29 protein-coding genes are annotated in these 26,106 nt (G+C 42.5%); all 29 read left to right on the top strand.

Going from position 1 to position 26,106, the window contains the following annotated elements:
• Window positions 1–65: 65 nt before the first annotated feature.
• The 29 genes from sucC (at window position 66) to fliP (ending at window position 26,099) form a co-directional block, all read left to right on the top strand.
• The gene (sucC, locus tag HNQ34_RS03760; RefSeq protein WP_183251686.1) at window positions 66–1,226 is read left to right on the top strand and encodes an ADP-forming succinate--CoA ligase subunit beta; all 1,161 of its coding nucleotides are present in this window, start codon (window positions 66–68) and stop codon (window positions 1,224–1,226) included.
• A 17-nt stretch (window positions 1,227–1,243) separates the two neighbouring features.
• Complete coding sequence (gene sucD / locus HNQ34_RS03755; RefSeq protein ID WP_183251684.1) at window positions 1,244–2,146, top strand: succinate--CoA ligase subunit alpha; 903 nt, start codon at window positions 1,244–1,246, stop codon at window positions 2,144–2,146.
• 71 nt (window positions 2,147–2,217) lie between these two features.
• Window positions 2,218–3,111: a DNA-processing protein DprA gene (dprA, locus tag HNQ34_RS03750; protein ID WP_183251682.1), complete on the top strand. Its 894-nt coding sequence runs from the start codon at window positions 2,218–2,220 to the stop codon at window positions 3,109–3,111.
• A gap of 88 nt (window positions 3,112–3,199) precedes the next feature.
• A complete protein-coding gene (gene topA / locus HNQ34_RS03745) occupies window positions 3,200–5,275 on the top strand; it encodes a type I DNA topoisomerase (protein WP_183251680.1) in 2,076 nt (691 codons plus the stop codon).
• 48 nt (window positions 5,276–5,323) lie between these two features.
• Window positions 5,324–6,625: an FADH(2)-oxidizing methylenetetrahydrofolate--tRNA-(uracil(54)-C(5))-methyltransferase TrmFO gene (gene trmFO / locus HNQ34_RS03740; protein ID WP_183252211.1), complete on the top strand. Its 1,302-nt coding sequence runs from the start codon at window positions 5,324–5,326 to the stop codon at window positions 6,623–6,625.
• A 20-nt stretch (window positions 6,626–6,645) separates the two neighbouring features.
• Entirely contained in the window at window positions 6,646–7,584 is a 939-nt protein-coding gene (gene xerC, locus HNQ34_RS03735) for a tyrosine recombinase XerC (protein WP_221277267.1), read from the top strand.
• Between the two features lie 23 nt (window positions 7,585–7,607).
• Window positions 7,608–8,150: an ATP-dependent protease subunit HslV gene (gene hslV / locus HNQ34_RS03730; protein ID WP_183251676.1), complete on the top strand. Its 543-nt coding sequence runs from the start codon at window positions 7,608–7,610 to the stop codon at window positions 8,148–8,150.
• A 14-nt stretch (window positions 8,151–8,164) separates the two neighbouring features.
• Window positions 8,165–9,556 carry an HslU--HslV peptidase ATPase subunit gene (gene hslU / locus HNQ34_RS03725; RefSeq protein WP_183251674.1) on the top strand — a complete coding sequence of 464 codons (1,392 nt, stop codon included), beginning with the start codon at window positions 8,165–8,167 and terminating at the stop codon, window positions 9,554–9,556.
• Window positions 9,557–9,583: 27 nt separating this feature from the next.
• Entirely contained in the window at window positions 9,584–10,363 is a 780-nt protein-coding gene (codY, locus tag HNQ34_RS03720) for a GTP-sensing pleiotropic transcriptional regulator CodY (RefSeq protein ID WP_183251672.1), read from the top strand.
• Window positions 10,364–10,518: 155 nt separating this feature from the next.
• Window positions 10,519–10,911, top strand: a complete 393-nt coding sequence (gene flgB, locus HNQ34_RS03715; protein ID WP_183251670.1) for a flagellar basal body rod protein FlgB — start codon at window positions 10,519–10,521, stop codon at window positions 10,909–10,911.
• A 3-nt stretch (window positions 10,912–10,914) separates the two neighbouring features.
• The gene (flgC, locus tag HNQ34_RS03710; protein ID WP_183251668.1) at window positions 10,915–11,367 is read left to right on the top strand and encodes a flagellar basal body rod protein FlgC; all 453 of its coding nucleotides are present in this window, start codon (window positions 10,915–10,917) and stop codon (window positions 11,365–11,367) included.
• 15 nt (window positions 11,368–11,382) lie between these two features.
• Entirely contained in the window at window positions 11,383–11,679 is a 297-nt protein-coding gene (fliE, locus tag HNQ34_RS03705; RefSeq protein ID WP_183251665.1) for a flagellar hook-basal body complex protein FliE, read from the top strand.
• Window positions 11,680–11,869: 190 nt separating this feature from the next.
• Window positions 11,870–13,453 carry a flagellar basal-body MS-ring/collar protein FliF gene (gene fliF / locus HNQ34_RS03700; protein WP_183251663.1) on the top strand — a complete coding sequence of 528 codons (1,584 nt, stop codon included), beginning with the start codon at window positions 11,870–11,872 and terminating at the stop codon, window positions 13,451–13,453.
• Window positions 13,454–13,464: 11 nt separating this feature from the next.
• On the top strand, window positions 13,465–14,484 hold the full coding sequence (fliG, locus tag HNQ34_RS03695) for a flagellar motor switch protein FliG (protein ID WP_183251662.1): 1,020 nt from the start codon (window positions 13,465–13,467) through the stop codon (window positions 14,482–14,484).
• Window positions 14,468–15,238: a flagellar assembly protein FliH gene (gene fliH, locus HNQ34_RS03690; RefSeq protein WP_183251660.1), complete on the top strand. Its 771-nt coding sequence runs from the start codon at window positions 14,468–14,470 to the stop codon at window positions 15,236–15,238. The genes fliG and fliH overlap by 17 nt, the downstream gene beginning before the upstream one ends.
• Before the next feature lie 4 nt (window positions 15,239–15,242).
• Window positions 15,243–16,559 (top strand): flagellar protein export ATPase FliI, encoded by a 1,317-nt coding sequence (gene fliI / locus HNQ34_RS03685; RefSeq protein WP_183251658.1) that lies wholly within the window; start codon window positions 15,243–15,245, stop codon window positions 16,557–16,559.
• Between the two features lie 7 nt (window positions 16,560–16,566).
• The gene (fliJ, locus tag HNQ34_RS03680; RefSeq protein ID WP_183251656.1) at window positions 16,567–17,019 is read left to right on the top strand and encodes a flagellar export protein FliJ; all 453 of its coding nucleotides are present in this window, start codon (window positions 16,567–16,569) and stop codon (window positions 17,017–17,019) included.
• Complete coding sequence (locus HNQ34_RS03675) at window positions 17,019–17,654, top strand: MotE family protein (RefSeq protein ID WP_183251654.1); 636 nt, start codon at window positions 17,019–17,021, stop codon at window positions 17,652–17,654. The genes fliJ and HNQ34_RS03675 overlap by 1 nt, the downstream gene beginning before the upstream one ends.
• Window positions 17,655–17,668: 14 nt before the next feature.
• Window positions 17,669–19,087: a flagellar hook-length control protein FliK gene (locus HNQ34_RS17770; protein ID WP_183251653.1), complete on the top strand. Its 1,419-nt coding sequence runs from the start codon at window positions 17,669–17,671 to the stop codon at window positions 19,085–19,087.
• An 11-nt stretch (window positions 19,088–19,098) separates the two neighbouring features.
• On the top strand, window positions 19,099–19,590 hold the full coding sequence (locus HNQ34_RS03665) for a FlgD family protein (RefSeq protein WP_183251650.1): 492 nt from the start codon (window positions 19,099–19,101) through the stop codon (window positions 19,588–19,590).
• A gap of 11 nt (window positions 19,591–19,601) precedes the next feature.
• Window positions 19,602–19,970, top strand: a complete 369-nt coding sequence (locus tag HNQ34_RS03660) for a TIGR02530 family flagellar biosynthesis protein (protein ID WP_183251649.1) — start codon at window positions 19,602–19,604, stop codon at window positions 19,968–19,970.
• Between the two features lie 82 nt (window positions 19,971–20,052).
• The gene (locus tag HNQ34_RS03655) at window positions 20,053–21,441 is read left to right on the top strand and encodes a flagellar hook-basal body complex protein (protein WP_183251647.1); all 1,389 of its coding nucleotides are present in this window, start codon (window positions 20,053–20,055) and stop codon (window positions 21,439–21,441) included.
• Between the two features lie 44 nt (window positions 21,442–21,485).
• Window positions 21,486–21,707, top strand: a complete 222-nt coding sequence (locus tag HNQ34_RS03650; protein ID WP_183251645.1) for a flagellar FlbD family protein — start codon at window positions 21,486–21,488, stop codon at window positions 21,705–21,707.
• Window positions 21,708–21,720: 13 nt separating this feature from the next.
• A complete protein-coding gene (gene fliL / locus HNQ34_RS03645) occupies window positions 21,721–22,122 on the top strand; it encodes a flagellar basal body-associated protein FliL (protein WP_246363795.1) in 402 nt (133 codons plus the stop codon).
• 21 nt (window positions 22,123–22,143) lie between these two features.
• Entirely contained in the window at window positions 22,144–23,145 is a 1,002-nt protein-coding gene (gene fliM, locus HNQ34_RS03640; protein WP_183251643.1) for a flagellar motor switch protein FliM, read from the top strand.
• Entirely contained in the window at window positions 23,135–24,370 is a 1,236-nt protein-coding gene (gene fliY / locus HNQ34_RS03635) for a flagellar motor switch phosphatase FliY (RefSeq protein WP_183251641.1), read from the top strand. Before fliM ends, fliY begins: the two co-directional genes overlap by 11 nt.
• A 20-nt stretch (window positions 24,371–24,390) precedes the next feature.
• The gene (locus tag HNQ34_RS03630) at window positions 24,391–24,750 is read left to right on the top strand and encodes a response regulator (protein ID WP_183251639.1); all 360 of its coding nucleotides are present in this window, start codon (window positions 24,391–24,393) and stop codon (window positions 24,748–24,750) included.
• Between the two features lie 19 nt (window positions 24,751–24,769).
• The gene (gene fliZ / locus HNQ34_RS03625) at window positions 24,770–25,441 is read left to right on the top strand and encodes a flagella biosynthesis regulatory protein FliZ (RefSeq protein WP_183251637.1); all 672 of its coding nucleotides are present in this window, start codon (window positions 24,770–24,772) and stop codon (window positions 25,439–25,441) included.
• Window positions 25,434–26,099: a flagellar type III secretion system pore protein FliP gene (gene fliP, locus HNQ34_RS03620; RefSeq protein WP_183251634.1), complete on the top strand. Its 666-nt coding sequence runs from the start codon at window positions 25,434–25,436 to the stop codon at window positions 26,097–26,099. The genes fliZ and fliP overlap by 8 nt, the downstream gene beginning before the upstream one ends.
• The last annotated feature ends 7 nt before the right edge of the window (window positions 26,100–26,106 follow it).

Here is a 26,106-nt window from a genome sequence, read left to right as displayed (position 1 = left end):
TATGGAAAGTCACATTATACAATGAAAGCGCTAGTACTTTTATTTTATACATAGGAGGATGGGATATGAATATTCATGAGTATCAAGGTAAAGAGATCCTCAGAAGCTACGGGGTCAGCGTGCCAAATGGGCGCGTGGCGTTTACCGTTGAAGAGGCGGTCGAAGCAGCGAAAGAATTAGGAGGTTCCGTTTGTGTCGTAAAGGCGCAAATTCATGCTGGTGGTCGTGGAAAAGCTGGAGGGGTAAAAGTAGCGAAGAGCTTAGAGGAAGTTCGTACATACGCCAGCGAACTGTTAGGAAAAGTGCTTGTCACTCATCAAACAGGTCCTGAAGGAAAAGAAGTGAAGCGCCTACTTATTGAAGAAGGCTGCGATATTAAAAAAGAATATTACATCGGTCTAGTAGTCGATCGTGCAACTTCTCGCGTCGTCTTGATGGGTTCTGAAGAAGGCGGAACGGAAATTGAAGAAGTAGCGGCGAAAACACCGGAGAAAATTTTCAAAGAATACATTGACCCGGCGGTCGGATTACAAGCGTTCCAAGCGCGCCGTATGGCGTTTAACATCAATATCCCGAAAGAGCTTGTCAACCAAGCGGTCAAATTTATGATGGGCTTATACCAAGTGTTTGTTGACAAAGATTGCTCCATCGCAGAAATCAACCCACTCGTTGTGACAGGCGACGGCAAAGTGATGGCGCTTGATGCGAAATTAAACTTTGATTCCAACGCTTTATATCGTCATAAAGATGTGCTCGAATACCGCGATTTAGACGAAGAAGATCCAAAAGAAGTCGAAGCATCGAAGTACGACTTAAACTACATCGCATTAGACGGAAATATCGGCTGCATGGTCAACGGAGCCGGTCTTGCGATGGCGACGATGGACATTATTAAATATTACGGCGGCGAACCGGCCAACTTCTTAGATGTCGGCGGCGGCGCAACGACAGAAAAAGTAACGGAAGCGTTCAAAATTATTCTTTCTGACCCGAAAGTCAAAGGCATTTTCGTTAACATTTTCGGCGGTATTATGAAATGTGATGTCATTGCGACAGGTATTGTCGAAGCGACGAAACAAGTTGGTCTGGAACTTCCGCTTGTCGTTCGTTTAGAAGGTACGAACGTCGAATTAGGGAAAAAGATTTTAGAAGAATCTGAATTAAACATTGTAGCGGCCGAATCAATGGCGGACGGCGCCCAAAAAATTGTTGAGTTAGTACGTTAAGAAGGCGAGGGAGAAGAATGAGCGTTTTTATTAATAAAGACACAAAAGTCATCGTTCAAGGCATTACGGGATCACAAGGGTTGTTCCATACAAAGCAAATGCTTGAATACGGTACAAAAATCGTCGGCGGTGTCACGCCAGGAAAAGGCGGCACAGAAGTAGAAGGAGTGCCGGTATTTGATACGGTTTCTGAAGCGGTTGAAAAAACGGGCGCGAATGCATCGGTTATTTACGTTCCGCCTGCATTTGCAGCTGATGCGATTATGGAAGCAGTCGATGCAGGATTAGACCTTGTCGTTTGTATTACAGAAGGCATTCCTGTCCTTGATATGGTGAAAGTGAAGCGCTACATGGAAGGTAAGAAAACGCGCCTCATCGGTCCAAACTGCCCAGGTGTCATTACACCAGAAGAATGCAAAATCGGCATCATGCCTGGCTACATTCATAAAAAAGGCCACATCGGGATCGTATCCCGCTCTGGTACATTAACATATGAAGCGGTGCATCAATTAACGCAAGCTGGAATCGGACAATCAACAGCTGTCGGAATTGGTGGCGACCCGGTCAACGGCACAAACTTCATCGATGTATTAAAAGCATTTAACGAGGATGAAGAAACATATGCGGTCATTATGATCGGTGAAATCGGCGGTACAGCAGAAGAAGAAGCGGCTGAATGGGTAAAAGCGAACATGAAAAAACCAGTTGTCGGCTTCATCGGCGGTCAAACAGCACCTCCTGGAAAGCGCATGGGACATGCTGGTGCGATTATTTCAGGCGGCAAAGGAACAGCAGCCGAAAAAATTAAGAAAATGAATGAGTGCGGAATTAAAGTAGCGGAAACACCTGCCGTCATCGGTGAAACGTTAATCGCTGTGCTGAAAGAACGAGGTCTTTACGAAAAATGTAAGACGCATTAATGACGGCTGTCCCGTATAGTGCATTCCGCTCTATGCGGGACGTTTTTAAAACATGAAGAAAGGAAGATTCGATGTATTCTTCAGTTCAAGAGCGCCTCATCCATCTTCATCATTGCCGTAGCGTCGGTTGGAAAACGATTGACCGCCTATTGCGTATTGATCCATCACTTTCCTCGATTTTTTCTCTTCCATATTCAGCTCTTGCTTCGATGCTGTCGATTTCCCGAGAACAATATTCTTTGTTTTTCCAAGATTTACATTCCTTTGCTATTCAAAGTATGATAAAAACATATAAGGATAAAAATATTCACATCATTACCGTTTTTGATGACTATTACCCGAAATGGTTGAAACATATTTTTGAACCGCCATGGGTGCTGTATGCTAAAGGAAACATCGCGTGGCTTTCGTTTCCTAAAATGATCAGCATCGTTGGAACGAGGCAACCGACAAATGAAGGGATTCGTGCGTTGCGCACTTTGTTGCCTCCGCTTATTGAAGAAGGCTGGTTAATCGTGAGCGGCCTTGCTTTAGGGATTGATGCGGCTGCGCATGAAATCGCCATTGAACATAAAGGAAAGACGATCGCGGTCATCGCTGGGGGAATCGGGCATATTTATCCGAAGCAAAACCGGGGGCTTGCGGAGCGATTAATGCGCGACCATCTTATTATCTCTGAATATCCTCCGCACACAAAGCCGCAAAAATGGCAATTTCCGTTAAGAAATCGCATCATTAGCGGCTTGTCGCTTGGGACGGTCGTCATTCAGGCAAAAGAAAAAAGCGGTTCGCTCATTACCGCTTCCCTAGCACTTGAACAGGGAAGGGATGTGTTTGCCGTGCCTGGGTCGATTTTCCTAGAACAGGCGAGTGGAACGAACTATCTCATTCAGCAAGGGGCAAAACTCGTTCGTTCGGCGCAAGATATTATCGATGAATTTACTTATCTTTTTCCAGATGGATAAAAATTTTTTACATCTTGTTTGACAAATGTCATAAGAATCATTAATAATAATGAAGATTTTAAATTTACCTCTTAAGGGAGGATAAGGTATGTCAGATTATCTCGTCATCGTGGAATCACCAGCAAAAGCGAAAACGATTGAACGCTATTTAGGAAAAAAATATAAAGTGAAAGCTTCAATGGGGCATATCCGTGATTTGCCAAAAAGCCAAATGGGCGTTGACATAAAAAACGATTATGAGCCAAAATATATTACGATTCGCGGCAAAGGACCGGTCATTAAAGAGTTAAAAACAGCGGCAAAAAAAGCAAAAAAAGTGTTTTTAGCGGCCGACCCTGACCGCGAAGGGGAAGCGATCGCATGGCATTTAGCGCATATGCTAGAACTTGATATTCATTCTGATTGCCGCGTCGTATTTAATGAGATTACAAAAGATGCGATCCGCGAGTCATTCCAGCATCCGCGGGCAATCAATATGCATTTAGTCGATGCGCAACAAACTCGGCGCGTGCTTGACAGACTGGTAGGTTACAATATTAGCCCACTTCTTTGGAAAAAAGTAAAAAAAGGGTTAAGCGCCGGCCGGGTGCAGTCTGTGGCGTTAAGGCTCATTATCGATCGCGAAAAAGAAATTAAAGAGTTTCAGCCGGAAGAATATTGGTCGATTCAAGCAGAATTCATCAAACAAAATGAAGCATTTACTGCCTATTTTTACGGAATCGATGGGCAAAAGCTCGACTTGAAAAACGAAACGGAAGTAAAGGGCGTTTTAGCGCGCCTAAAGGGACATCATTTTATCGTGAAGTCTGTGACAAGAAAAGAACGAAAGCGAAACCCTGTGCCGCCGTTTACCACTTCTTCGCTACAGCAAGAAGCGGCGCGCAAGCTAAACTTTCGCACGAAAAAGACGATGATGCTTGCGCAGCAGCTATACGAAGGGATCGATCTCGGCAGCGAAGGAACGGTCGGTTTAATTACATATATGCGCACAGACTCAACACGTGTGTCTGAAACAGCGCAGCAAGAAGCACTTTCATATATTGAAGCGGCGTTTGGCAAAGACTATGTGGCACAAGAAAAGCGGAAAGAAAAGAAAAGCACCAATGCTCAAGACGCGCACGAAGCGATCCGCCCAACATCGGTATTTCGTGACCCGAATTCAGTGAAACCGTATTTAAGCCGCGATCAGTATCGCCTTTATAAGCTTATTTGGGAACGTTTCGTCGCCAGCCAAATGGCTCCTGCGCTTCTTGATACGATGAGTGTTGATTTAGAAAATGAAGGCGTCATCTTTCGTGCGAACGGCTCAAAAGTGAAATTTTCGGGATTTATGAAAGTGTACGTAGAAGGAACAGACGACCAAACGGATGAACAAGATCGCTTGCTCCCAGATTTGCAAGAGGGGGAAACGGTCATCGGCAAAGACGTTGAGCCGAGGCAACATTTTACGCAGCCGCCTCCGCGCTATACGGAAGCGCGGTTAGTTAAAACGCTAGAGGAACTTGGAATCGGACGTCCGTCGACTTATGCACCGACGTTAGATATCATTCAAAAGCGAAATTACGTCGTGCTAGAAAATAAACGTTTTGTCCCGACGGAACTTGGAGAAATTGTCACGGAACTAATCCTTGAGTTTTTCCCGGAAATTTTAGATGTCGAATTTACCGCGAAAATGGAAAAAAGTTTAGATGAAATCGAGGAAGGAAAAATTGAATGGGTCAAGGTTGTTGATGAATTTTATCGAGATTTTGAAAAACGTTTACAAATTGCTGAAAAAGAAATGAAAGAAGTGGAAATTAAAGACGAGCTGGCTGGAATCAATTGTGAAGTATGCGGAAGTCCGATGGTTTATAAAATGGGGCGATTCGGAAAATTTGTTGCATGCTCTAACTTCCCAGAATGCCGGCATACGAAACCAATTGTGAAAGCAATTGGCGTAAAATGTCCACAGTGTCATGAAGGAAACATTGTTGAACGAAGCAGCAAGAAAAAACGCATATTTTACGGATGTGATCGCTTCCCAGTTTGCGATTTTATGTCATGGGATAAGCCTCTTTCACGTCCATGCCCGAAATGTGGAGGATTATTAGTAGAGAAAAAGTTAAAGAAAGGAATACAAGTGCAGTGTGTAAAATGTGACTACGAAGAAGAAGCACAATCATAGTCATCGGTGAGCGGCCGTTAGTCCTCACCGTTTTTATGCGAGGGAGGAATCAACATGATTGTAAACGTCATTGGCGCAGGATTAGCTGGAAGCGAAGCAGCATGGCAGTTGGCTAACCGAAACATTCAAGTTCGTCTATATGAAATGCGCCCAATCAAACAAACGCCAGCTCATCATACTGATAAATTTGCAGAGCTTGTTTGTAGCAATTCGTTGCGCGCGAATGCTTTAACGAATGCGGTCGGCGTATTAAAAGAAGAAATGCGGATGCTCGATTCCGTCATTATCAAAGCAGCGGACGAATGTTCGGTACCTGCTGGGGGGGCGTTAGCGGTCGATCGTCATGAATTCGCGGCACGCGTGACGGATTTAGTACAAAACCATCCGAACGTCACCGTCGTTCGTGAAGAAGTAACCGATATTCCTTCAGAACCGACCATCATTGCGACGGGGCCGTTAACGTCGAAAGCGCTGTCCGAAAAGCTGAAAGAACTGACCGGAGAAGAATATTTATACTTTTATGATGCAGCGGCACCGATTGTCGAAAAAGAAAGCATTAATATGGACAAAGTATATGTAAAATCCCGCTATGACAAAGGAGAGGCTGCTTATTTGAACTGCCCGATGACCGAAGAAGAGTTTGACCGGTTTTATGAAGCGCTCATTTCAGCGGAAACGGTACCATTAAAAGAATTTGAAAAGGAAATTTATTTTGAAGGATGCATGCCGATCGAAGTAATGGCAAAGCGCGGGAAGAAAACGTTATTATTCGGTCCGATGAAACCGGTCGGTCTTGAAGATCCGCGCACAGGCAAGCGTCCGTTTGCCGTCGTCCAGCTTCGCCAAGATGATGCGGCCGGCACGCTTTACAATATTGTTGGGTTTCAAACCCATTTAAAATGGGGGGATCAAAAAGAAGTGTTTCGCCTCATTCCGGGACTAGAAAATGCAGAAATTGTACGTTATGGCGTCATGCATCGCAACACGTTTATCAACTCACCAAAATTATTGCGACCAACGTACCAGTACAAAGGGCGCGATGATTTGTTTTTCGCGGGACAAATGACGGGTGTCGAAGGCTACGTAGAATCAGCAGCATCCGGTTTAGTAGCTGGCATTAACGCTGCACGTCTTTTGTTGGGGCAAGATTTGATCGTCTTTCCGAAAGAGACGGCTATTGGCAGCATGGCGCATTATATTACGACGGCAAATTCGAAACATTTTCAGCCGATGAATGCGAATTTCGCTTTGTTTGCCCCGCTTGAAGAAGCGATTAAAGATAAAAAACGCCGTAATGAGCAATACGCCAAGAGAGCGTTAGATACAATTCAGAATTTTATAAAAAAATAATTGCAAGGGCTACTAAATGTATGTTACTATTTAGTAGCCCTTGTGAGGTGTTGAGAGTGGAGAATTTGAAAATTTCATTACAATTATTCATTGAATATTTACAAATTGAAAAAAATTATTCACAATATACTATTGCGTGTTATACACGCGATATTGAACAGTTTTTTGAATTTATGTGTGAGCAGGCGATCCAACGTTTAGATGAAGTCACATATAGTGATGTTCGCTTATATTTAACAAAGCTACATAATGAGCAGCTATTAAGCCGTTCGATCTCTCGAAAAATATCGAGCCTGCGCAGCTTCTATAAATTTTTGTTACGGGAACAAAAGGTGGCTGAAAACCCGTTTTCCCTTGCCTCGCTGCCGAAAAAAGAGCAAAAAATTCCGCGTTTTTTATATGAACAGGAATTAGAAAGCCTATTTCGTGTCAATGATTTAAATACAGCGATCGGCCAGCGAAACCAAGCGCTTATTGAACTGCTTTATGCGACGGGTGTTCGTATTAGTGAATGTTGTCACATTCAACTTTCTCATATCGATTTTTCGCTTTCTACGATATTAATTTATGGGAAAGGAAATAAACAACGTTACGTTCCGTTTGGGAGTTTTGCTAAAGAAGCGCTCGAACGATATGTGCAAAACGGACGAAACGAACTTTTGCAAAAAGGAAAAGTAGCGCATAGCTATTTGTTTGTGAACTTTCGCGGCAATCCTTTAACACCTAGAGGGGCACGTCACATTTTGAATGAAGTGGTTGAAAAAGCGGCAATGACGCAAAAAGTGAGCCCGCACATATTTAGGCATACGTTTGCCACCCATTTGCTTAATGAAGGAGCGGATATGCGTACCGTTCAAGAATTGTTAGGGCATGCGCATCTTTCGTCAACACAAGTGTATACGCATGTGACGAAAGATCGCTTGCGCCATATTTATTTGCATACGCATCCGCGGGCTTAGACTTCCAAAAAAGGAGGATCAACATGGAACAATTCCATGCAACGACGATTTTTGCGATTCGACATAACGGCGCGTGCGCGATGGCTGGCGATGGCCAAGTGACATTCGGCAATGCGGTCGTGATGAAACATACGGCGAAAAAAGTGCGGAAGCTTTTTCATGGGAAAGTGTTGGCAGGTTTTGCTGGGGCCGTTGCGGATGCGTTTACATTGTTCGAAATGTTCGAAGGAAAGCTTGAAGAGTTTAACGGGAACTTGCAGCGCGCCGCCGTTGAATTGGCAAAAGAATGGCGCAGTGATAAAGTGTTGCGTAGATTGGAAGCGATGCTTATTGTCATGGACGAACGCTATTTGCTTTTAATATCAGGAACGGGTGAAGTGATCGAGCCGGATGACGGCATTTTAGCGATCGGTTCAGGAGGAAATTATGCGCTTGCGGCCGGTCGAGCGTTGAAGCAATACGCTGGTGCGCAGATGACCGCTAAAGAAATTGCGAAAGCAGCTTTAGAAATCGCGGCCGATATTTGTGTGTATACGAACGATCACATCATCGTCGAAGAATTGTAGCGGAGGGAAAAACGATGAATTTAACACCTCGGCAAATTGTTGAAAAGTTGGATCAGTTTATCGTTGGTCAAAAAGAAGCAAAAAAGGCGGTAGCGATCGCTTTAAGAAATCGCTATCGCCGCAGCTTGCTTGATGAAAAATTACGCGATGAAGTCGTGCCGAAAAACATATTAATGATCGGCCCGACGGGAGTGGGGAAAACCGAAATCGCGAGAAGGCTTGCAAAACTTGTTGGCGCCCCATTCATCAAAGTGGAAGCAACGAAATTTACAGAGGTTGGCTATGTCGGTCGTGACGTGGAATCGATGGTGCGCGATCTTGTTGAAACGTCTGTTCGGTTAGTAAAAGAGCGGAAAATGAACGAAGTCAAAGATCGAGCAGAGCAGCAAGCCAATAAGCGGCTTGTCGAATTATTAGTGCCAGGAAAACAAAAACAGACGATGAAAAATCCGTTAGAGTTATTATTTGGTGGCGGGCAAACAGCTCAGCAAGATACAACGTACCACCAAGATGACCAATATGTTGAGCAAAAGCGGAAACAAGTAGCTGCTCAACTTGCAAACGGAGAGTTAGAAGACGAATTCGTAACGGTAGAAGTAGAAGAACAGCAAGCCACGCTATTCGATTTTTTGCAAGGAACAGGAATTGAGCAAATGGGAATGAACATGCAAGATGCGCTAAGCAGCTTTATGCCGAAGCGGCGCAAAAAGCGAAAGCTGAAAGTAAGTGAGGCACGCAAAGTATTGACGAATGAAGAAGCGCAAAAATTAATTGACATGGACGAAGTGACGCAAGAAGCCGTTCATCTTGCCGAGCAGTCTGGAATCATTTTCATTGATGAGATTGATAAAATTGCAAGAAGAGGACAAAGTGCTTCTTCTGCTGATGTATCTCGCGAAGGTGTGCAGCGCGACATTTTACCGATTGTGGAAGGCTCAACGGTCATGACGAAATACGGTCCGGTAAAAACTGATTACATTTTGTTTATTGCGGCTGGCGCGTTTCATATGTCAAAACCGTCGGACTTAATCCCGGAGTTACAAGGGCGCTTTCCGATTCGGGTGGAACTGTCGAAATTGACGGTCGACGATTTCGTAAAAATTCTCATCGAACCGAACAATGCGCTCATTAAACAATATACGGCGCTTTTGGCGACAGAAGGTATACAACTTGAATTTTCTGACGATGCTATTCGTAAGATTGCGGAAGTAGCGTTTGAAGTGAATCAGACGACGGATAACATCGGAGCAAGACGCCTTCATACCATTATGGAAAAACTGCTAGAAGACTTATCATTTGAAGCGCCGGATATTACGCTTGAAAAAGTTGTCATTACACCACAATATGTCGAACAGAAACTAGGCAATATCGTGAAAAATAAAGATTTAAGCGAATTTATTTTGTGAGGAACTAAAATTAGGAGGCTATTGAAGATGAATTTGTTACAAAAAACAAGAAAAATTAATGCGATGTTGCAAAAAGCAGCAGGGAAACCTGTTAATTTTAAAGAAATGGCGGAAACGCTTTGCGAAGTGATCGAGGCGAACGTGTTCGTCGTCAGCCGCCGCGGAAAGCTGTTAGGCTTTGCGATTAAACAATCGATCGAAAACGAACGAATGAAAAAAATGTTAGAAGATCGCCAGTTTCCGGAAGAGTATACGAACAATTTGTTCAATATTACGGAAACGTCTCCGAACTTAGATATTAATAGCGAATATACAGCGTTTCCCGTTGAAAATCGCGACTTATTTAAAACAGGATTAACGACGATCGTGCCGATTAACGGCGGTGGTGAACGTCTCGGGACGCTTATTTTATCAAGACTTGACCGTGAATTTGATGATGATGACTTAATTTTAGCGGAATATGGTGCAACCGTTGTCGGCATGGAAATTTTGCGTGAAAAAGCGGAAGAAATTGAAGAAGAAGCGAGAAGTAAAGCGGTTGTGCAAATGGCGATCAGTTCATTATCGTACAGCGAACTAGAAGCAATTGAACATATTTTTGAAGAATTAGATGGCACAGAAGGGTTGCTTGTTGCCAGCAAAATTGCCGATCGTGTCGGTATTACGCGCTCGGTGATTGTCAATGCGCTCAGAAAACTTGAAAGCGCCGGCGTGATTGAATCGCGTTCTCTCGGTATGAAAGGAACATATATTAAAGTATTAAATGATAAATTTTTAACAGAACTAGAAAAATTAAAAGCGAACTAACGGTAAAAAGGGAGCTGATTTTGTCAGCTCTTTTTATTTGCGCATCGAAACGGTAAAAATAGTACAATCTTCCGGCTATACATTATTTACACATTCTTTTAAAATAGAGAGTATCAGATATTGTCGAAAAAAAGAAGATAAAGAGGGGATTTTCCTTGAAACTATTTTCTCGTACATTTACACTTCTCGAACAGGGACTAGATTATGCGGCGACGAAACAAAAAGTGATTGCCAATAATATTGCCAATGCGGATACACCGAATTACAAAGCGAAAGATGTTCGTTTTAAGACGGAACTCGAACAAGCGATGGCACCGCTTGAAGCGTACCGGACCAATCCAAAACATTTTCCATTCAAAAGTCCCGATACTAGCAATTTTTTAGTGACGACAAGAAGTGATGTAATATACAATCATAATGGGAACAGTGTCGATATCGATAAGGAAATGTCGGATTTAGCAGAAAATCAAATTTACTATAATGCGTTGATCGAGCGATTGAACGGTCAGCTGAATACGTTAAAAACGGTCATTAAAGGTGGGAAGTAATCTATGTCCATTTTTCAAAGCTTAAATACAACCGCATCAGCGCTTACGGCTCAGCGGCTAAGAATGGATGTCATTTCCTCAAACATGGCCAATGTGGATACGACACGGGCGAAATTTGTGGACGGACAATGGCAACCGTATCGTCGCAAGTTAGTCGTCATGGAGCCGAACGAAGGAAGTTTTTCGTCGTATTTGCAGGTAGCAATGAACAGCCGTTCAGCTGTTGGAAATGGTGTAAAGGTCACAAAAATTATCGAGGATGAAACGCCGTTTAAACTCGTTTACGATCCGACGCATCCCGATGCTAATCGTGACGGTTATGTGCAGCTCCCTAATGTCGATCCGTTAAAAGAAATGGTGGACTTAATGAGCGCTACTCGTTCATATGAAGCGAACGTAACGGTGTTTAACGCGACAAAAGGAATGTTAATGAAAGCATTAGAAATTGGTAAATAAAAAGGAGAATGAGCGATGATTCATGGAGTAAGTCAAAACTTTTTTTCGACCGCTGCTACAACATCTTCGGCTGTAAAACCGGCAGACGCTCAAAAATCGTTTGCTAATTTTTTGAAAGATGCGATTCATAAAGTGAACGACGACCAGATTCAATCAAGTCAATTAACAGAAAAATTAGTTAAAGGAGAAAATGTTGACTTGCATCAAGTGATGATCGCTGCGCAAAAAGCGAGCATTTCGTTACAGCTTACCCTTGAAATTCGCAACAAAGCACTTGAAGCGTACCAAGAAATGATGAGAATGCAAGTATAAGTAATGTGCTAGAAGAAGACTAACAATACTCATGGTGCTAGATGTCGATGGATGCTAATTGATCATGTATTTTCCACAGGTCGTGATTACGCAGCAAATACGGAAAACGCTTGAAAGTAACAAGATTATGACATTCAACCAGTACCACAGGTTAACAAACTATTTATCTCGCAATAATCGGGGGAATACTATGAATGAAAGAATGAAAGAGTGGCTCACTCGGTTGACATCTTTTTGGAGAGGGAGAACGAAAGCGCAAAAAACAATGGCGGTGAGCGCGTTTTTCCTTTTTCTTGTCATCGTTGGAGCCGCATCATATTTTGCGACGAGAACAAATTTTGTACCGTTATATAGCAATCTTTCGCCGCAAGAATCCGGACAAATTAAAGCCACGCTTGATCAGCGCGGCATTGAATCGGAAGTAGCTGACAACGGGACGACGATCAAAGTTCCAGAAAAGTTGGCCGACACATTAAAAGTCGAATTAGCGGCGCAAGGAATTCCGGATAGTGGAAGTATCGATTATTCGTTTTTTGGAAAAAATGCCAGCTTTGGCATGACAGATAACGAGTTTAACGTTGTGAAATTAAAAGCGATGCAGACAGAGCTGGCGAATTTAATCAAAAACATTGACGGTGTGGAAGACGCGAAAGTAATGATCAATCTCCCACAACCGTCTGTATTCGTATCGGATGATCAGGGGCAAGCGTCCGCTTCTGTCGTCTTAAAAACAAAACCAGGGTATAAGTTCAGCGACGAACAGATTAAAGCACTTTATCATCTCGTATCAAAAAGCGTCCCTAACCTTCCTACTGATAATATCGTCATTATGAATCAATATTTTGAGTACTTTGACTTAAAAAATGATGAAAAATTTTCGACAGCGACAGCGTTCACGACACAAAATGAAATTAAAAAACAAATTGAACGAGATATTCAGCGCCAAATCCAGCAAATGCTTGGCACGATGATGGGACAGGATAAAGTGGTCGTATCTGTTACCGCCGATGTCGATTTTACTCAGGAAAACCGTGAAGAAAACTTAGTTGCTCCTGTCGATGAACAAAATAACCAAGGTATTGCTGTGAGCGTGCAGCGAATTAAAGAAACGTTTTCCGGGCAAGGTGCTCAGCCTGGCGGGGTTCCGGGGACTGGAGCGAATGATGTTCCAAGTTATCAATCATCGATCAATGGCTCTAACGGAGATTATGAAAGAACGGAAGAAACGATTAATAATGAAGTGAACAGAATTAAAAAACATATTGTCGAAAGTCCATATAAAGTGCGGGATTTAGGCATTCAAGTGATGGTAGAGCCGCCAAATCCGCAAGACCCGAATTCTTTGCCGCAACAAACAGTCGATGACATTAAGAAAATTTTAGGTACGGTTGTCCGAACATCGATTGATAAGCAAAACGGGCAAGCTTTAACCGATCAAGATATTCAAAATCGGATTGTTGTTTCTGTGCAAAAGTTCAATGGGAAAACTGATTTTACACAAGCGCAGCCAACGATTCCAACATGGGCTTATATCGCTGGCGGGGCTTTTCTGCTCGTGTTAATCGGCTTAATGATCTTTTTCCTTATGCGCAGACGAAAAAAAGAGGAGGAAAAGATCGACGAATTCGTTGCTCCGTCACCTGTACAAGAGTTGCCTAATATTGAAGAAAGAGAAACAGAAGCAACGTTGCGCCGCAAACAGCTCGAAAAACTGGCGAAAGAAAAACCAAATGAGTTTGCTCAATTGTTAAGAACATGGTTAGCGGAAGACTAGGAGGAATGAAGATGGCAAAAAAAGAGAAAAAAGGTGAACTAACAGGAAAACAAAAAGCAGCCATACTTCTCATTTCTCTTGGACCGGATGTGTCAGCATCTGTCTATAAACATTTATCAGAAGAAGAAATTGAAAAATTAACGCTCGAAATTTCCAACGTTCGCCAAGTTGCTGCGCAAGAAAAAGAAGAAGTGTTAGAAGAATTTCACCAAATTGCCTTGGCGCAAGATTATATTGCCCAAGGGGGGATCGTCTATGCGAAGGAAGTGCTAGAAAAAGCGCTCGGTACAGAAAAAGCGCTAAACATTATTAACCGTTTAACGTCAGCTTTGATGGTGCGGCCATTTGATTTCGCTCGCAAAGCAGACCCAGCACAATTATTGAACTTTATTCAAAACGAGCATCCGCAGACGATTGCACTTGTTCTTTCATATCTAGAACCAACGCAAGCTGGTCAAATTTTATCGTCGCTCCCGCAAGAGATGCAAGCAGATATTGCACGTCGGATTGCGCTCATGGACAGGACATCGCCAGAAGTCATTAACGAAGTGGAACAAATTTTAGAAAGAAAGCTCTCGGCGACTTTCGTACAAGATTATACGCAAACAGGTGGAATCGAAGCGGTGGTGGAAGTATTAAACGGTGTCGACCGAAGCACGGAACGCACTATTTTAGATGCTCTTGAAATTCAAGACCCAGAACTTGCGGAAGAAATTAAGAAGCGAATGTTCGTCTTTGAAGATATTGTGACACTTGATAATCGTGCAATTCAGCGCGTCATTCGTGAAGTGGATAATAATGACTTAATGCTTGCATTGAAAGTGTCGAGCGATGAAGTGAAAGAAGTTGTTTTTCGCAATATGTCGACACGCATGGCAGAAACATTCAAAGAAGAAATGGAGTTTATGGGGCCAGTTCGCCTTCGCGATGTGGAGGAAGCACAATCGCGTATTGTGGCAGTGATTCGCCGCCTTGAAGAAGCGGGTGAAATTGTTATCGCTCGCGGTGGAGGAGATGAGATTATTGTCTAACGTTATTAAAGCTCCTTTTACAAAAACGGATCATAGTAATAAAAAAATCATTGAAGTGAAAAACTACTTTTTAAAACAAACAGATTTTTTAGTACCAAATGATATAGATGAGCAAACAAACGCTCAAATGATGATTGAACAAGCAAAACGAGAAGCCGAACTGATTAAACAAGAAGCGGAACAATATTACCATTCTTTAAAGCAGCACATATCGCAAGAACAAGAGCATTGGAAAATCGAAAAGCAACAGCTTATAGCAACTGTTCAACAAGAAGGATATGAAGTAGGATTTGCGCAAGGAAAAGAAGAGGCGCTTCATCGTTACGATGAGCTGATCAATGAAGCAAAGCGTATCGTTGAAACAGCCAATAGGCAGTTTTATGAACAAATTGAAGAAGCAAGTGAAACGATTCTTCTCATCGGATTAAAAGTAGCGGAACGGATACTAGGCGAGAAGCTTATGGAAAATAGCGAACATTTTCTTTCGCTTGTAAAACGAGCGATAAAAGAAGTGCGTGAACAATCGGAAGTGAAAGTTTACGTTCATCCGTTTTATTACGAAATGCTTGTGCAGCAAAAAGATGAACTGAGAGCAGTGTTTAATCAGCCGACAGACATTTTTATTTATCCGGATGAACAATTGACGGAAAACGGATGTGTGATCGAAACGCCATTTGGCCGAATCGATGCAAGTGTAGATACGCAGTTACAGCAAATCAAACAACAGCTGCTCGAACGGCTTGAGGAGGAATAATCGTTTGAACTGGCAAACGCTTCTTCACGAAATCGAAACGATCGATTCATATAAGCGGTTTGGAAAAGTGACGCGTGTGATCGGCCTAATGATTGAATCAAAAGGCCCGGAAAGTTCTATCGGCGATGTTTGCTATATTCATGTTGGCGGTGGAAGAAAAAAACAGCGAATTGCTGCTGAAGTCGTTGGATTTCGCGAACAGCATGTGCTGTTAATGCCATTTTCAACCGTTCAAGATATTTCACCGGGATGTATTGTTGAAGCGACTGGAAAACCATTGCAGGTAAAGGTAGGGATGGATTTAGTTGGTCAAGTGCTTAACTCGCTTGGTCAGCCGCTCGATGGGAGCCTGCTCCCTAAAGGATTGCGCTCCATTTCTATTGAGCAAGAGCCACCGAACCCGCTATCGCGATCGCCGATTTACGAACCGCTTGAAGTCGGCGTTCGCCTCATCGACAGCTTGCTAACGGTAGGAAAAGGGCAACGCGTCGGCATATTTGCCGGTTCTGGTGTCGGAAAAAGTACATTGCTAGGCATGATCGCTCGCAATACGAATGCGGATTTAAATATCATCGCCCTTATCGGGGAACGTGGACGTGAAGTTCGCGAGTTTATTGAACGAGATCTCGGCCCTGAAGGTCTTGCCCGTTCGATCGTCGTTGTCGCTACTTCCGATCAGCCGGCGCTTATGCGCATTAAAGGTGCGTATACAGCGACCGCCATTGCGGAATATTTTCGCGATAAAGGGATGAATGTGATGCTGATGATGGATTCCGTCACCCGCGTGGCGATGGCACAGCGGGAAGTAGGACTAGCTGTCGGCGAACCGCCGACGACAAAAGGCTACACCCCATCTGTATTTGCAATTTTGCCGAAACTGTTAGAGCGAACAGGAACGAATGAGCATGGTGCGATTACTGCTTTTTATACGGTGTTAGTGGATGGCGATGACATGAACGAACCGATTGCTGATACGGTTCGTGGCATTTTAGACGGGCATTTCGTTTTAGAACGAAACTTAGCGAACAAAGGACAATATCCAGCGATTAATGTGTTAAAAAGCATTAGCCGCGTGATGAATTACATTGTTACGCCAGAACATAGAGAAGCAGCAGAGCGATTTCGCCATCTCCTTTCGACTTATATGCATTCAGAAGATTTAATTAACATCGGCGCATATAAAAGAGGCTCTTCGAAAGAAATTGATGAAGCGATCCGCTATTATCCGAAACTTTTATCTTTTTTGAAACAAGATACGCATGAAAAATTTACGAGAGAAGAAAGCATCGATATGCTATTTCATCTCATGCATTCAGGGTGAATAAATGATGGAGTATTCATTTAAGTTTAGTAAAATATTAACAATCAAAGAAAAAGAAAAAGAGAAAGCGCTTGGAGAATACAATGAAGCGGTAAAGCGATTTGAAAAAGTAGCGGAAAAACTTTATTATTTTTTAAAACAGAAAGAAGACTATGAAGAAATGCATAAGCAGAAGTTGCGGTTAGGTCTACCGATTCAAGATATTCGTTATTTTCAACTGTTTATTACGAATTTAGAACGAACGATTTCCCATTATCAGCAGCTTGTCATCCAAGCTCGGGAGCAAATGTTTTTAAAACAAGCAAAATTAGCAGAAGTAAACATCGAAGTGAAAAAATATGAAAAAATGAAAGAAAACCATGAGAAAGCGGTGCGGGAAGCGATTCAAGCAGCGGAAAATCGATGGATGGACGAAGTTTCGATTCAACAATTTGTCCATCGCAGAAATTGGGTGAGATGATGAAAGAACAAGAAATCGGGAAAGAAATAGAAACGGAAGAAAAAGTCGGTAAATTTCAATGGTTCTTGTTTGTCATCGTAATTCCATTATTATTTACAATTGCATTAACACTTGTCATTACAACGATTGCCGGAGTGAATGTGTTTGATGTCGCCAAAAAATATGGAGCTAATCTTCCATTCATATCAAAGCTAGTAGGCGATACACAAAAATCGACAGAACAAGTTTTAAAAGAAAACATGTTGCAGCAAAAAGCGACGATTGAAGAAAAAACGATGCAAATTAAGAAGCTTGAAAAAGAAGTTAAAAATAAGCAAAGCGAAATTGATGCGCTAAAACAAGAAATTAAGCGATTAAACGATGAATTATCAGCGAAACAACAAGGAAATACGACTTCGCCGCCATTGAACGAAAAAAAACCGACCGTTCAAGACATCGCCAAAATGTATGAAACGATGTCGCCGAAAAACGCAGCGCTGATTATTCCCAAAATGTCGGATCAAGAGGCAGTGAACATTCTTTCGGCGTTAGGAAGCGATACAGTTGCTGCCATTCTCGAAAAAATGACACCAGCCGATGCAGCGAAATATACAGCATTGCTGACGAAAGAAGCGCAAGCAAACGGACAACGATGAAAGGGGGTGAAAATGTGAATATCGGTCCAATTGTTTCTATGTTGGCAAGTGTACCATCACCAACTGCACTAAAGCAAGAAACATTGCTATCGTCGGGGTTTGCTGCTCTATTCGCGACGATGAAACAAGGAAAGCAACTGCAAGCAGCAACGGTCAACGATTCGCCGGTTTTGCCTTTGCTTCCGTTCAATGTATCGGATCTGTATCAAGATTTGCAAAAGCTGTTCGATTCAATTCCAATCGATGAAGGATATGTTCAACAGGACACATTGAACGACCGTGTCGTTCAGCAGTTGTTTCAGCTATTGCCAACATCGCTGAAAGAGCAAGTGACAGAAGCGTTTGCACCAGGCCGTCCCGTTGAACAAATCGTGGAAGACGAAAAAGAGTTGGAAAATGCCGAAACGTTGCTAGCGGTGGCGCTTGTGCTGTTTCAATTCGAGCAGAAACAAATCCCGCTTCCGCCTGACATGATTCAAACCGTTCAGCGCCGGCTATCGTCTGTCTTTTCGATCACCACGAACGACTTTCTAGGTGATACAAATGCCTTTCTAGGTGATACAAATGCCTTTCTAGGTGATACAAATGCCTTTCTAGGCAATACGAACAACGAAGTGATGAACATGCGTGCGTTGCTTGAAACAGTTAGTCGGTCTCTGCAAATGAAAGGTGAAAAAGGCGAAAAAGGTGAAAAAGAAAAAGTTCAAAGGCTCAGCGCTGAGGAATTTTCAAAGTTCCGTGTAACGTTGCTAAACAGCGATAAACCTGCCAGCTTTTTTGATGGCTATATCCGCTCGATGGAGCAACGACAACGAACGCCGTTGAATGGGGAACAGCTGATTCATCAAGAGAGGGGGATTATGTTTGTTCCTCTAGAAGAAGCAAACGATCTTACACCTTCGCGTTCATTATCAAACGATCTAGAAAAGATGACCTCTATGTTGACGGACAACAAAACACCAAATGAACACACCATTTTGTTGCAGCCGAAAGAAACGAAAAGCGACGTTCAGCGCTCGTTTATTCATCAGCTAACAGAGATTATGAAAACGAGCAAGTTTACGAAAGCGAATAACGGCCAATCCCAGCTTGTCATTCGTTTGCATCCCGAGCATTTAGGAACATTGACGATCAAACTTGTTGCGCAAAAAGATGGGGAATTAGCAGCGAAAATCATCACAAATACAACAGCAGTGAAAGAATTAATTGAGGCAAACATTCACCAAATTCGCCATATGATTCCGACGGAAAATATCGTCGTGGAACGATTTGATGTATGGACGCAAAACGAGTTGGGTGGGATGAATCGAAACCAAGGCCAGCAGCAACCGAAACAGCCTTTTGAAAATGAGCAAGGACAGGCTGAAGAGTCAGAGCCTGCTTCCGAAGAGTTTGCCGACGCTTTAAAAGAACAGTTAAATACAACGGTTTAGGAGAGTGTAGTATGGCTACCAACGCAATTGATTCAAGTCTATATTTAAGCAATTATAAGCCTGCTGAACGAAAAACGGGACAGCAAACGTTAGGAAAAGACGATTTTTTAAAAATATTAATCGCACAACTCGAGCACCAAGACCCTTTAAATCCGATGGAAGATAAAGAATTTATTTCGCAAATGGCGAGCTTTTCATCTTTAGAGCAAATGATGAACATGTCGACGCTGATGCAAAAATTTATTGACTCGCAATCATCGACATATGAAAAAATTGCGAGCATGTCTGATGCTTTGCAACAGCTTGTGCAACAACAATCTATGCAGTCGTTAGCGCGATATAGCGAGCTGATTGGCAAGCAAGTTGAATGGCATGGAGAAAATAGCGAAGTGAAATCCGCTCTTGTGAAATCGGTTCTGCAGCAAGGAACAAAATGGATGCTAGAATTAGATAGCGGTGATGTGATTTCCGCTTCTGATGTAACAAAAGTAACACAACTATAGGAGGTGATCGTTTGAATTATCGGGTACAGTTTTTACCGCGTGCGCCGTTGTTGCCAAATACCCAACAAACACAAAAGACAACTTCACAATCGTCGTTTCGCGAGGCGCTTTCAGAAGCGCAGCAAACGTTAAAAATTAGCAAGCATGCGCAGCAACGATTAGAAGAGCGGAACATTTCGATTGATGAACAACAATGGACACTTATTCAACAAAAAGTGTTAGAAGCGAAACAAAAAGGAATACGCGATTCATTAGTATTAACGAATCAAGCGGCGCTCATTGTGAATGCAATGAACCAAACGGTCATTACAGCGATGAACCGTGAAGAAGCACAGACGCAGTTATTTACAAACATTAATGGAGCGATTATTTTAGAGTAAGGCTGGACCATATGGAGGCCAAGAGCTTGCGGAATGACAGAAGCAGCTCAATGAAACGATAAATAAAGGAGAGGATTTCTTTATGCTTCGATCCATGTTTACAGGAATCGGCGGGATTCGTAACTTTCAATACAAATTAGATGTCATTGGCAACAACATTTCTAATGTGAACACTTATGGATACAAAAAGGCACGGGTCACATTTAAAGACCTTGTTTCACAACAAATTTCCGCTTCGACGTCATCAACAGGTACACGCGGAGGGGTGAACGGCAAGCAAATCGGTTTAGGAAGCGGCTTAGGTTCAATTGAAACGATTCATACACAAGGCTCGACACAAACGACATCACGCCCGCTTGACTTAGCGCTTGGCGGTGACGGATTTTTTGTCGTCGGTTCGATTAACGACGTGACGTTGATTAGTATGGACGGGCCGGCCGGGCAGCTCGGAACGAATAAAGTCAATACTGGCGTGCCAATTGATCGTGTGTTTAATTTAAGCTTTACGCGCGCCGGCAACTTTTATTTAGATGAGTACGGTTATATCGTCAACTCTGAAGGCCAATATTTAATCGGCGAAGCGGCGATCAAAGATGTTGATACAGTAAAAACGAATGCACCGCATGTTGCAACTGCGCGACAAGATTTAGAGAGCTTTATTAATGGGACAAACGGGTTAGTTGAATTTATCCAAAAATGGAAAGCTGAGTTTTCCAAAAACCCTGACAACAATCCAGCAACAAAAACGGATTTTATTAATCTTGTGAAAAATTTTAATATACAATTAAAAAACCTTAATGAAAAAATTACAGGGAAAACCGATCCTACTGACACTACATTGGCGCCTGCCGGTTCGTATTTCAACGATAAAGTATCGCCTAAAGCTAGTATTAACCCTGTTCCGCTTCTTCCGGAAAATGACAGCGATTGGCCGGATACGTTAGCAGAATCCGAAAAAATGATGGGTCCATATTTAGAAGGGATTAGCGGCTTTATTGAGAGTGTACAGCAAATATTAAACGACTACAGTGAACCGAAATATAGCAATACGACAAGCTTTGAGCCGGGATTAATCCAAATTCCAAAAACGGCGAAAAGCTTTGGGATTACGGCGGATGGAAAAGTGACGTTCATCGACAGCAACGGTCAATTGAAAATTGCTGGGCAAATTTTGTTAGCGCAATTTCCGAACCCAAGCGGTCTAGAGAAAACGGGTGGTAACACATTTAAAGAAACAAATAACTCTGGTAAACTTGACCGAAATGCAAACGGCTTAACGATTAACGAGTTATCAAGACCAGGGTTAAACGGTGCAGCATCCATTATTTCCGGAGCTCTCGAAATGTCGAACGTTGACCTTTCTGAAGAATTTACAGAAATGATCGTTGCGCAGCGCGGTTTCCAAGCAAATACGCGAATCATTACAACATCGGATGAAATTTTACAAGAACTTGTCAACTTAAAGAAATAATAAGGGAGGGAGGGCACTAGACTCCGTCTAGTGCCTATATACATATGATCACATTAACGCGATTGAATGGAAAAACATTCACATTGAACGCGATATACATAGAACAAGTCGAAGCTTTCCCAGATACAACGATTACGTTGACAAACGGAAAAAAAATTGTTGTACGCGAATCAGTAAAGGATGTGGTGGAGCTCGTCCAAAATTTTTACCGGCAAATTTCGATTTTAGGATTTCCTCGAGATGTGGAGGGATTAGATCGTGAGTAAACTGTGGAAAGTGATGCTGATTACATTAGTAACGATTACGTTGATAGCGCTCGTTGCTTTAGTGGTTATCTTGAAGTTTACAGGGAATGGAGAGAAAAAAGCGCCGACGGCAGATGAGATTGTTGCCAGTTCTGTCGATGTTCCAGAAATCACAACGAATTTAGCGGATGGAAGTTTTATTAAAATTTCTTTTAAAATTCAAATGGATAGCGAAGATGCAAAATCTGAGGCGGAAAAACGGGATTTCCAAATTAAAGATATCATTATAGAACAATTATCTCAGATGAAACCAGCAGATTTTAACGGGGAGCAAGGAAAGATGAACCTTAAAACCCGCCTGAAAGAAAAAATTAACCAAATCATGCAAGATGGGAAAGTGGAGCAAGTGTACATTACTTCCTTCATCCTCCAATAACTGTGCTAGGAGGTGAGAACGGTGTCTGGCGAAGTATTATCACAAAGTGAAATTGACGCGCTCTTGGCGGCGTTATCAACCGGTGAAATGAATGCGGAGGAGCTGAAAAAAGAAGAAGCGGACAAAAAAGTAAAAGTGTATGATTTCAAACGTGCTCTCCGCTTTTCAAAAGACCAGATTCGCAGCCTTACGCGCATTCATGAAAATTTTGCAAGGTTATTAACAACGTTTTTCTCGGCTCAATTGCGAACATATGTGCAAATTTCGGTAGCGTCAGCAGATCAAATTCCGTATGAGGAATTTATCCGGTCGATTCCGACAATGACGATTTTAAACGTATTTGAAGTACCACCGTTAGATGGACATATCGTCATGGAAGTCAATCCGAACGTCGCTTATGCAATGCTCGATCGCGTGATGGGAGGAAGAGGCACAAGCATTAATAAAGTCGATAATTTAACCGAAATTGAAATGAGGATCATGTCCAATTTGTTTGAAAAAGCGTTTAGCAATTTGCGGGATGCATGGGAATCAGTCACTGAAATTGATCCGATTTTAGCGGAATTTGAAGTGAATCCGCAATTTTTGCAAATGGTGTCGCCGAACGAAACAGTTGTGGTGATTTCCTTAAATACGCAAATTGCGGAAACGAGCGGAATGATTAATATTTGTATTCCTCACGTTGTGCTGGAGCCGATCATCCCGCGTCTTTCCGTCCATTACTGGATGCAGACGCAAAAAAAAGAACGGGCACCTGAAGAAGAGGAAGTTCTTAAAAAAAGAATTAAAGTCGCAAAACTTCCGGTTATTGCCGAACTTGGAACAGCCACGATTACGATTCAAGAATTTTTGCAGCTGGACGTGGGCGATGTCATTCAATTAGATCAATCGATTCAACAGCCGCTAGTCATTAAAATTGGCGACGTTCCGAAGTTTATTGGTCAGCCAGGAAAAATGAATAAACGATTGGCTGTACAAGTGTTAGATACGCTGAAAGGGGGAGGAGACAACGATGATGAGTGATGATATGTTATCCCAAGATGAAATTGATGCGCTCTTGCGCGGTACGGGCGGGTTTGATGACACTCCGTCTGTCGATGATGTGTTGTCGACGATCGAACAAGATGCACTAGGAGAAATCGGAAATATTTCGTTCGGAAGTTCTGCGACCGCACTGTCGATGCTGTTGAACCAAAAAGTCGAAATTACGACACCGAGCGTATCGGTCATTCGCCGACAAGATGTGCCGGATGAATTTCCGTTTCCTTATGTAGCGGTCCAAGTCAATTATACAGATGGATTTTTAGGGACGAATTTGCTTGTTATTAAACAGTCCGATGCGGCGATTATTGCCGACTTAATGTTAGGTGGAGACGGACAAAACCCGACGGATTTGTTAGGTGAAATTCAGTTGAGTGCTGTACAAGAAGCAATGAACCAAATGATGGGTTCTGCTGCGACATCGATGTCGACGATTTTTGGGAAAAAGGTAGATATTTCTCCTCCAAGCCTTCATTTGTTAGATGTGAAAGAAGGAGAAGGGATTGAATATTTACCTCCAGAGGATATATTAGTGAAAGTTTCCTTTCGTTTGAAAATTGGAAATCTTATTGATTCAAATATTATGCAGCTATTGCCGATTGATTTTGCGAAAGAGCTAGTGCAAAATTTACTGCAAATGTCTAGTCCAAGTGAGTCTTTATCCGATAAAATGGATGTGAAGAATAGCAGGGCAAACAATGATATACCATCTTCTGCTCCAAATTCTCAAGCATCTATGGTCAGCTCTTCGAACGATATGGCTTATGCTTATGGGCAACCAGCAGCTCCGCATATTCAGCAAGAGCAGCCATATCAACCTTATCCGCATGCGTATCAGCAGCCGCATACACCGAATCATTTTGGTGGGCATGCAGGAATAGGGCAACAGCACGTACAGCCGGTTGATTTCGCAAGTTTTGAGCCTGCTCCTTTTGTAGAAACGGAGACGCGCAATTTAAACATGCTTCTCGACATACCGTTGCAAGTGACGGTAGAATTAGGAAGGACGAAGCGATCGGTGCAAGATATTTTAAACCTTTCTTCAGGATCGATCATCGAACTTGATAAACTGGCAGGTGAACCGGTCGATATATTAGTCAATAACAAATTGATTGCCAAAGGAGAAGTCGTTGTCATTGACGAGAATTTCGGTGTGCGCGTGACGGATATCATTAGCCAGAGCGATCGCTTAAAAAAATTAAAATAGCGTAGGGGGTTTTTTTGGAAATGGCAAGAATATTAGTTGTGGATGATGCAGCATTTATGAGAATGATGATTAAAGACATTTTGACGAAAAATGGACATGAAGTCGTAGCAGAAGCAGCGGATGGACTTCAAGCGGTGGAAATGTACAAGGAAGTGCGCCCGGATTTAGTCACAATGGACATTACGATGCCGGAAATGGATGGAATTACGGCGTTGAAAGAGATTCGAAAGTTTGATAGCAATGCTAAAGTGATCATGTGCTCCGCGATGGGACAGCAGGCGATGGTGATCGATGCGATTCAAGCAGGTGCGAAAGATTTTGTCGTCAAACCGTTCCAAGCCGATCGCGTCATTGAAGCGATTAATAAAACACTTGGCTAACATAAGAGGTGGAACGAGCTTGTTTCAGTTTCGAATCATTCTATTAGCACTCATATGTTTCGTAGCGATAGTTGCTTCGCAAACAGGAACACCTGTTTTTGCGGAGCAATCTCCTACTGTAAAGCAATGTTTAGAGCATCCGGAAGCATGTGAAGATTCGTCTTCTATTGATCAAAAAAAGACAAGCAATCAGCAGCCGGCTCAAGTAGCTTCCGCTTTTACTGTTTGGGATGTGATAAAACTGATTCTCGCTACGTTGTTTGTCCTGTTCCTCATTTATGCGCTATTGCGATTTATGAATCAACGTGGGCGTTTTTTATCAGGTAAACGCGGATTGATTGAACATCTTGGTGGCAGCAATGTTGGCACTAATCGCTCTGTACAGCTTGTGAAAGTAGGAAAGCGCATTTTAATCGTTGGTGTTGGGGAGTCCGTTCAACTATTGCGGGAAATTGATGATGATGATGAAGTAAAGGAACTGTTATCGATGCATAATGAATCACTGCAACAAATGTTAGAGCCAAACAAGTGGCTTTCTCAATTATTTAATCGTTTCATAAAGAAAAAAGAAATGGAAAACGAAGCAACACCGTTTCGCGATCTATTTGCGAGACAAATGGAGGAGTTAGCGAAAGAGCGTCAAAAGCTGCTGAAGCAGATTGAAGAGAAGGGAACAACGTCCGATGAATGAGTTTATGCAATTTTTTAACCAAGTTGCTCCTGAAAATGTTTCGATGTCTGTGAAGTTGTTGCTTTTATTAACAGTATTGTCGATTGCGCCAGGCATTTTAATTATGATGACTTGTTTTACTCGCATTATCATTGTTTTATCGTTTGTTCGCACATCGCTTGGGACGCAACAGATGCCGCCGAACCAAGTGCTTATTGGATTAGCGCTATTTTTAACATTTTTTATTATGGCACCGACATTTAAACAAATTAACGACCAAGCCCTTCAGCCACTGTTTTCGGAAAAAATCAATTTGGAGCAAGCGTATGAACGCGCTTCTGTACCGCTCAAAGAGTTTATGAGCAAACATACGAGACAAAAAGATTTGGCGCTATTTTTAACATACAGCGGTGCGAAAAAACCAAAAAATGTTCAAGACATCCCGTTAACGACCCTTGTGCCTGCTTTTGCGATTAGCGAAATCAAAACGGCATTTCAAATGGGATTTATGATTTTCATCCCGTTTTTAGTAATTGATATGGTCGTAGCAAGCGTTCTTATGTCGATGGGAATGATGATGCTCCCGCCGGTCATGATTTCGCTGCCGTTCAAAATTTTATTATTTGTCCTTGTGGATGGCTGGTATTTAGTTGTGAAGTCGTTATTGGAAAGTTTTTAAATTAAAG

Origin of the sequence: Anoxybacteroides tepidamans (assembly GCF_014201465.1) — a bacterium.
Taxonomy (GTDB): domain Bacteria; phylum Bacillota; class Bacilli; order Bacillales; family Anoxybacillaceae; genus Anoxybacteroides; species Anoxybacteroides tepidamans.
The sequence above is the reverse complement of the archived record's forward strand: the minus strand, read 5'-3'. Positions and strand labels throughout refer to the sequence as shown.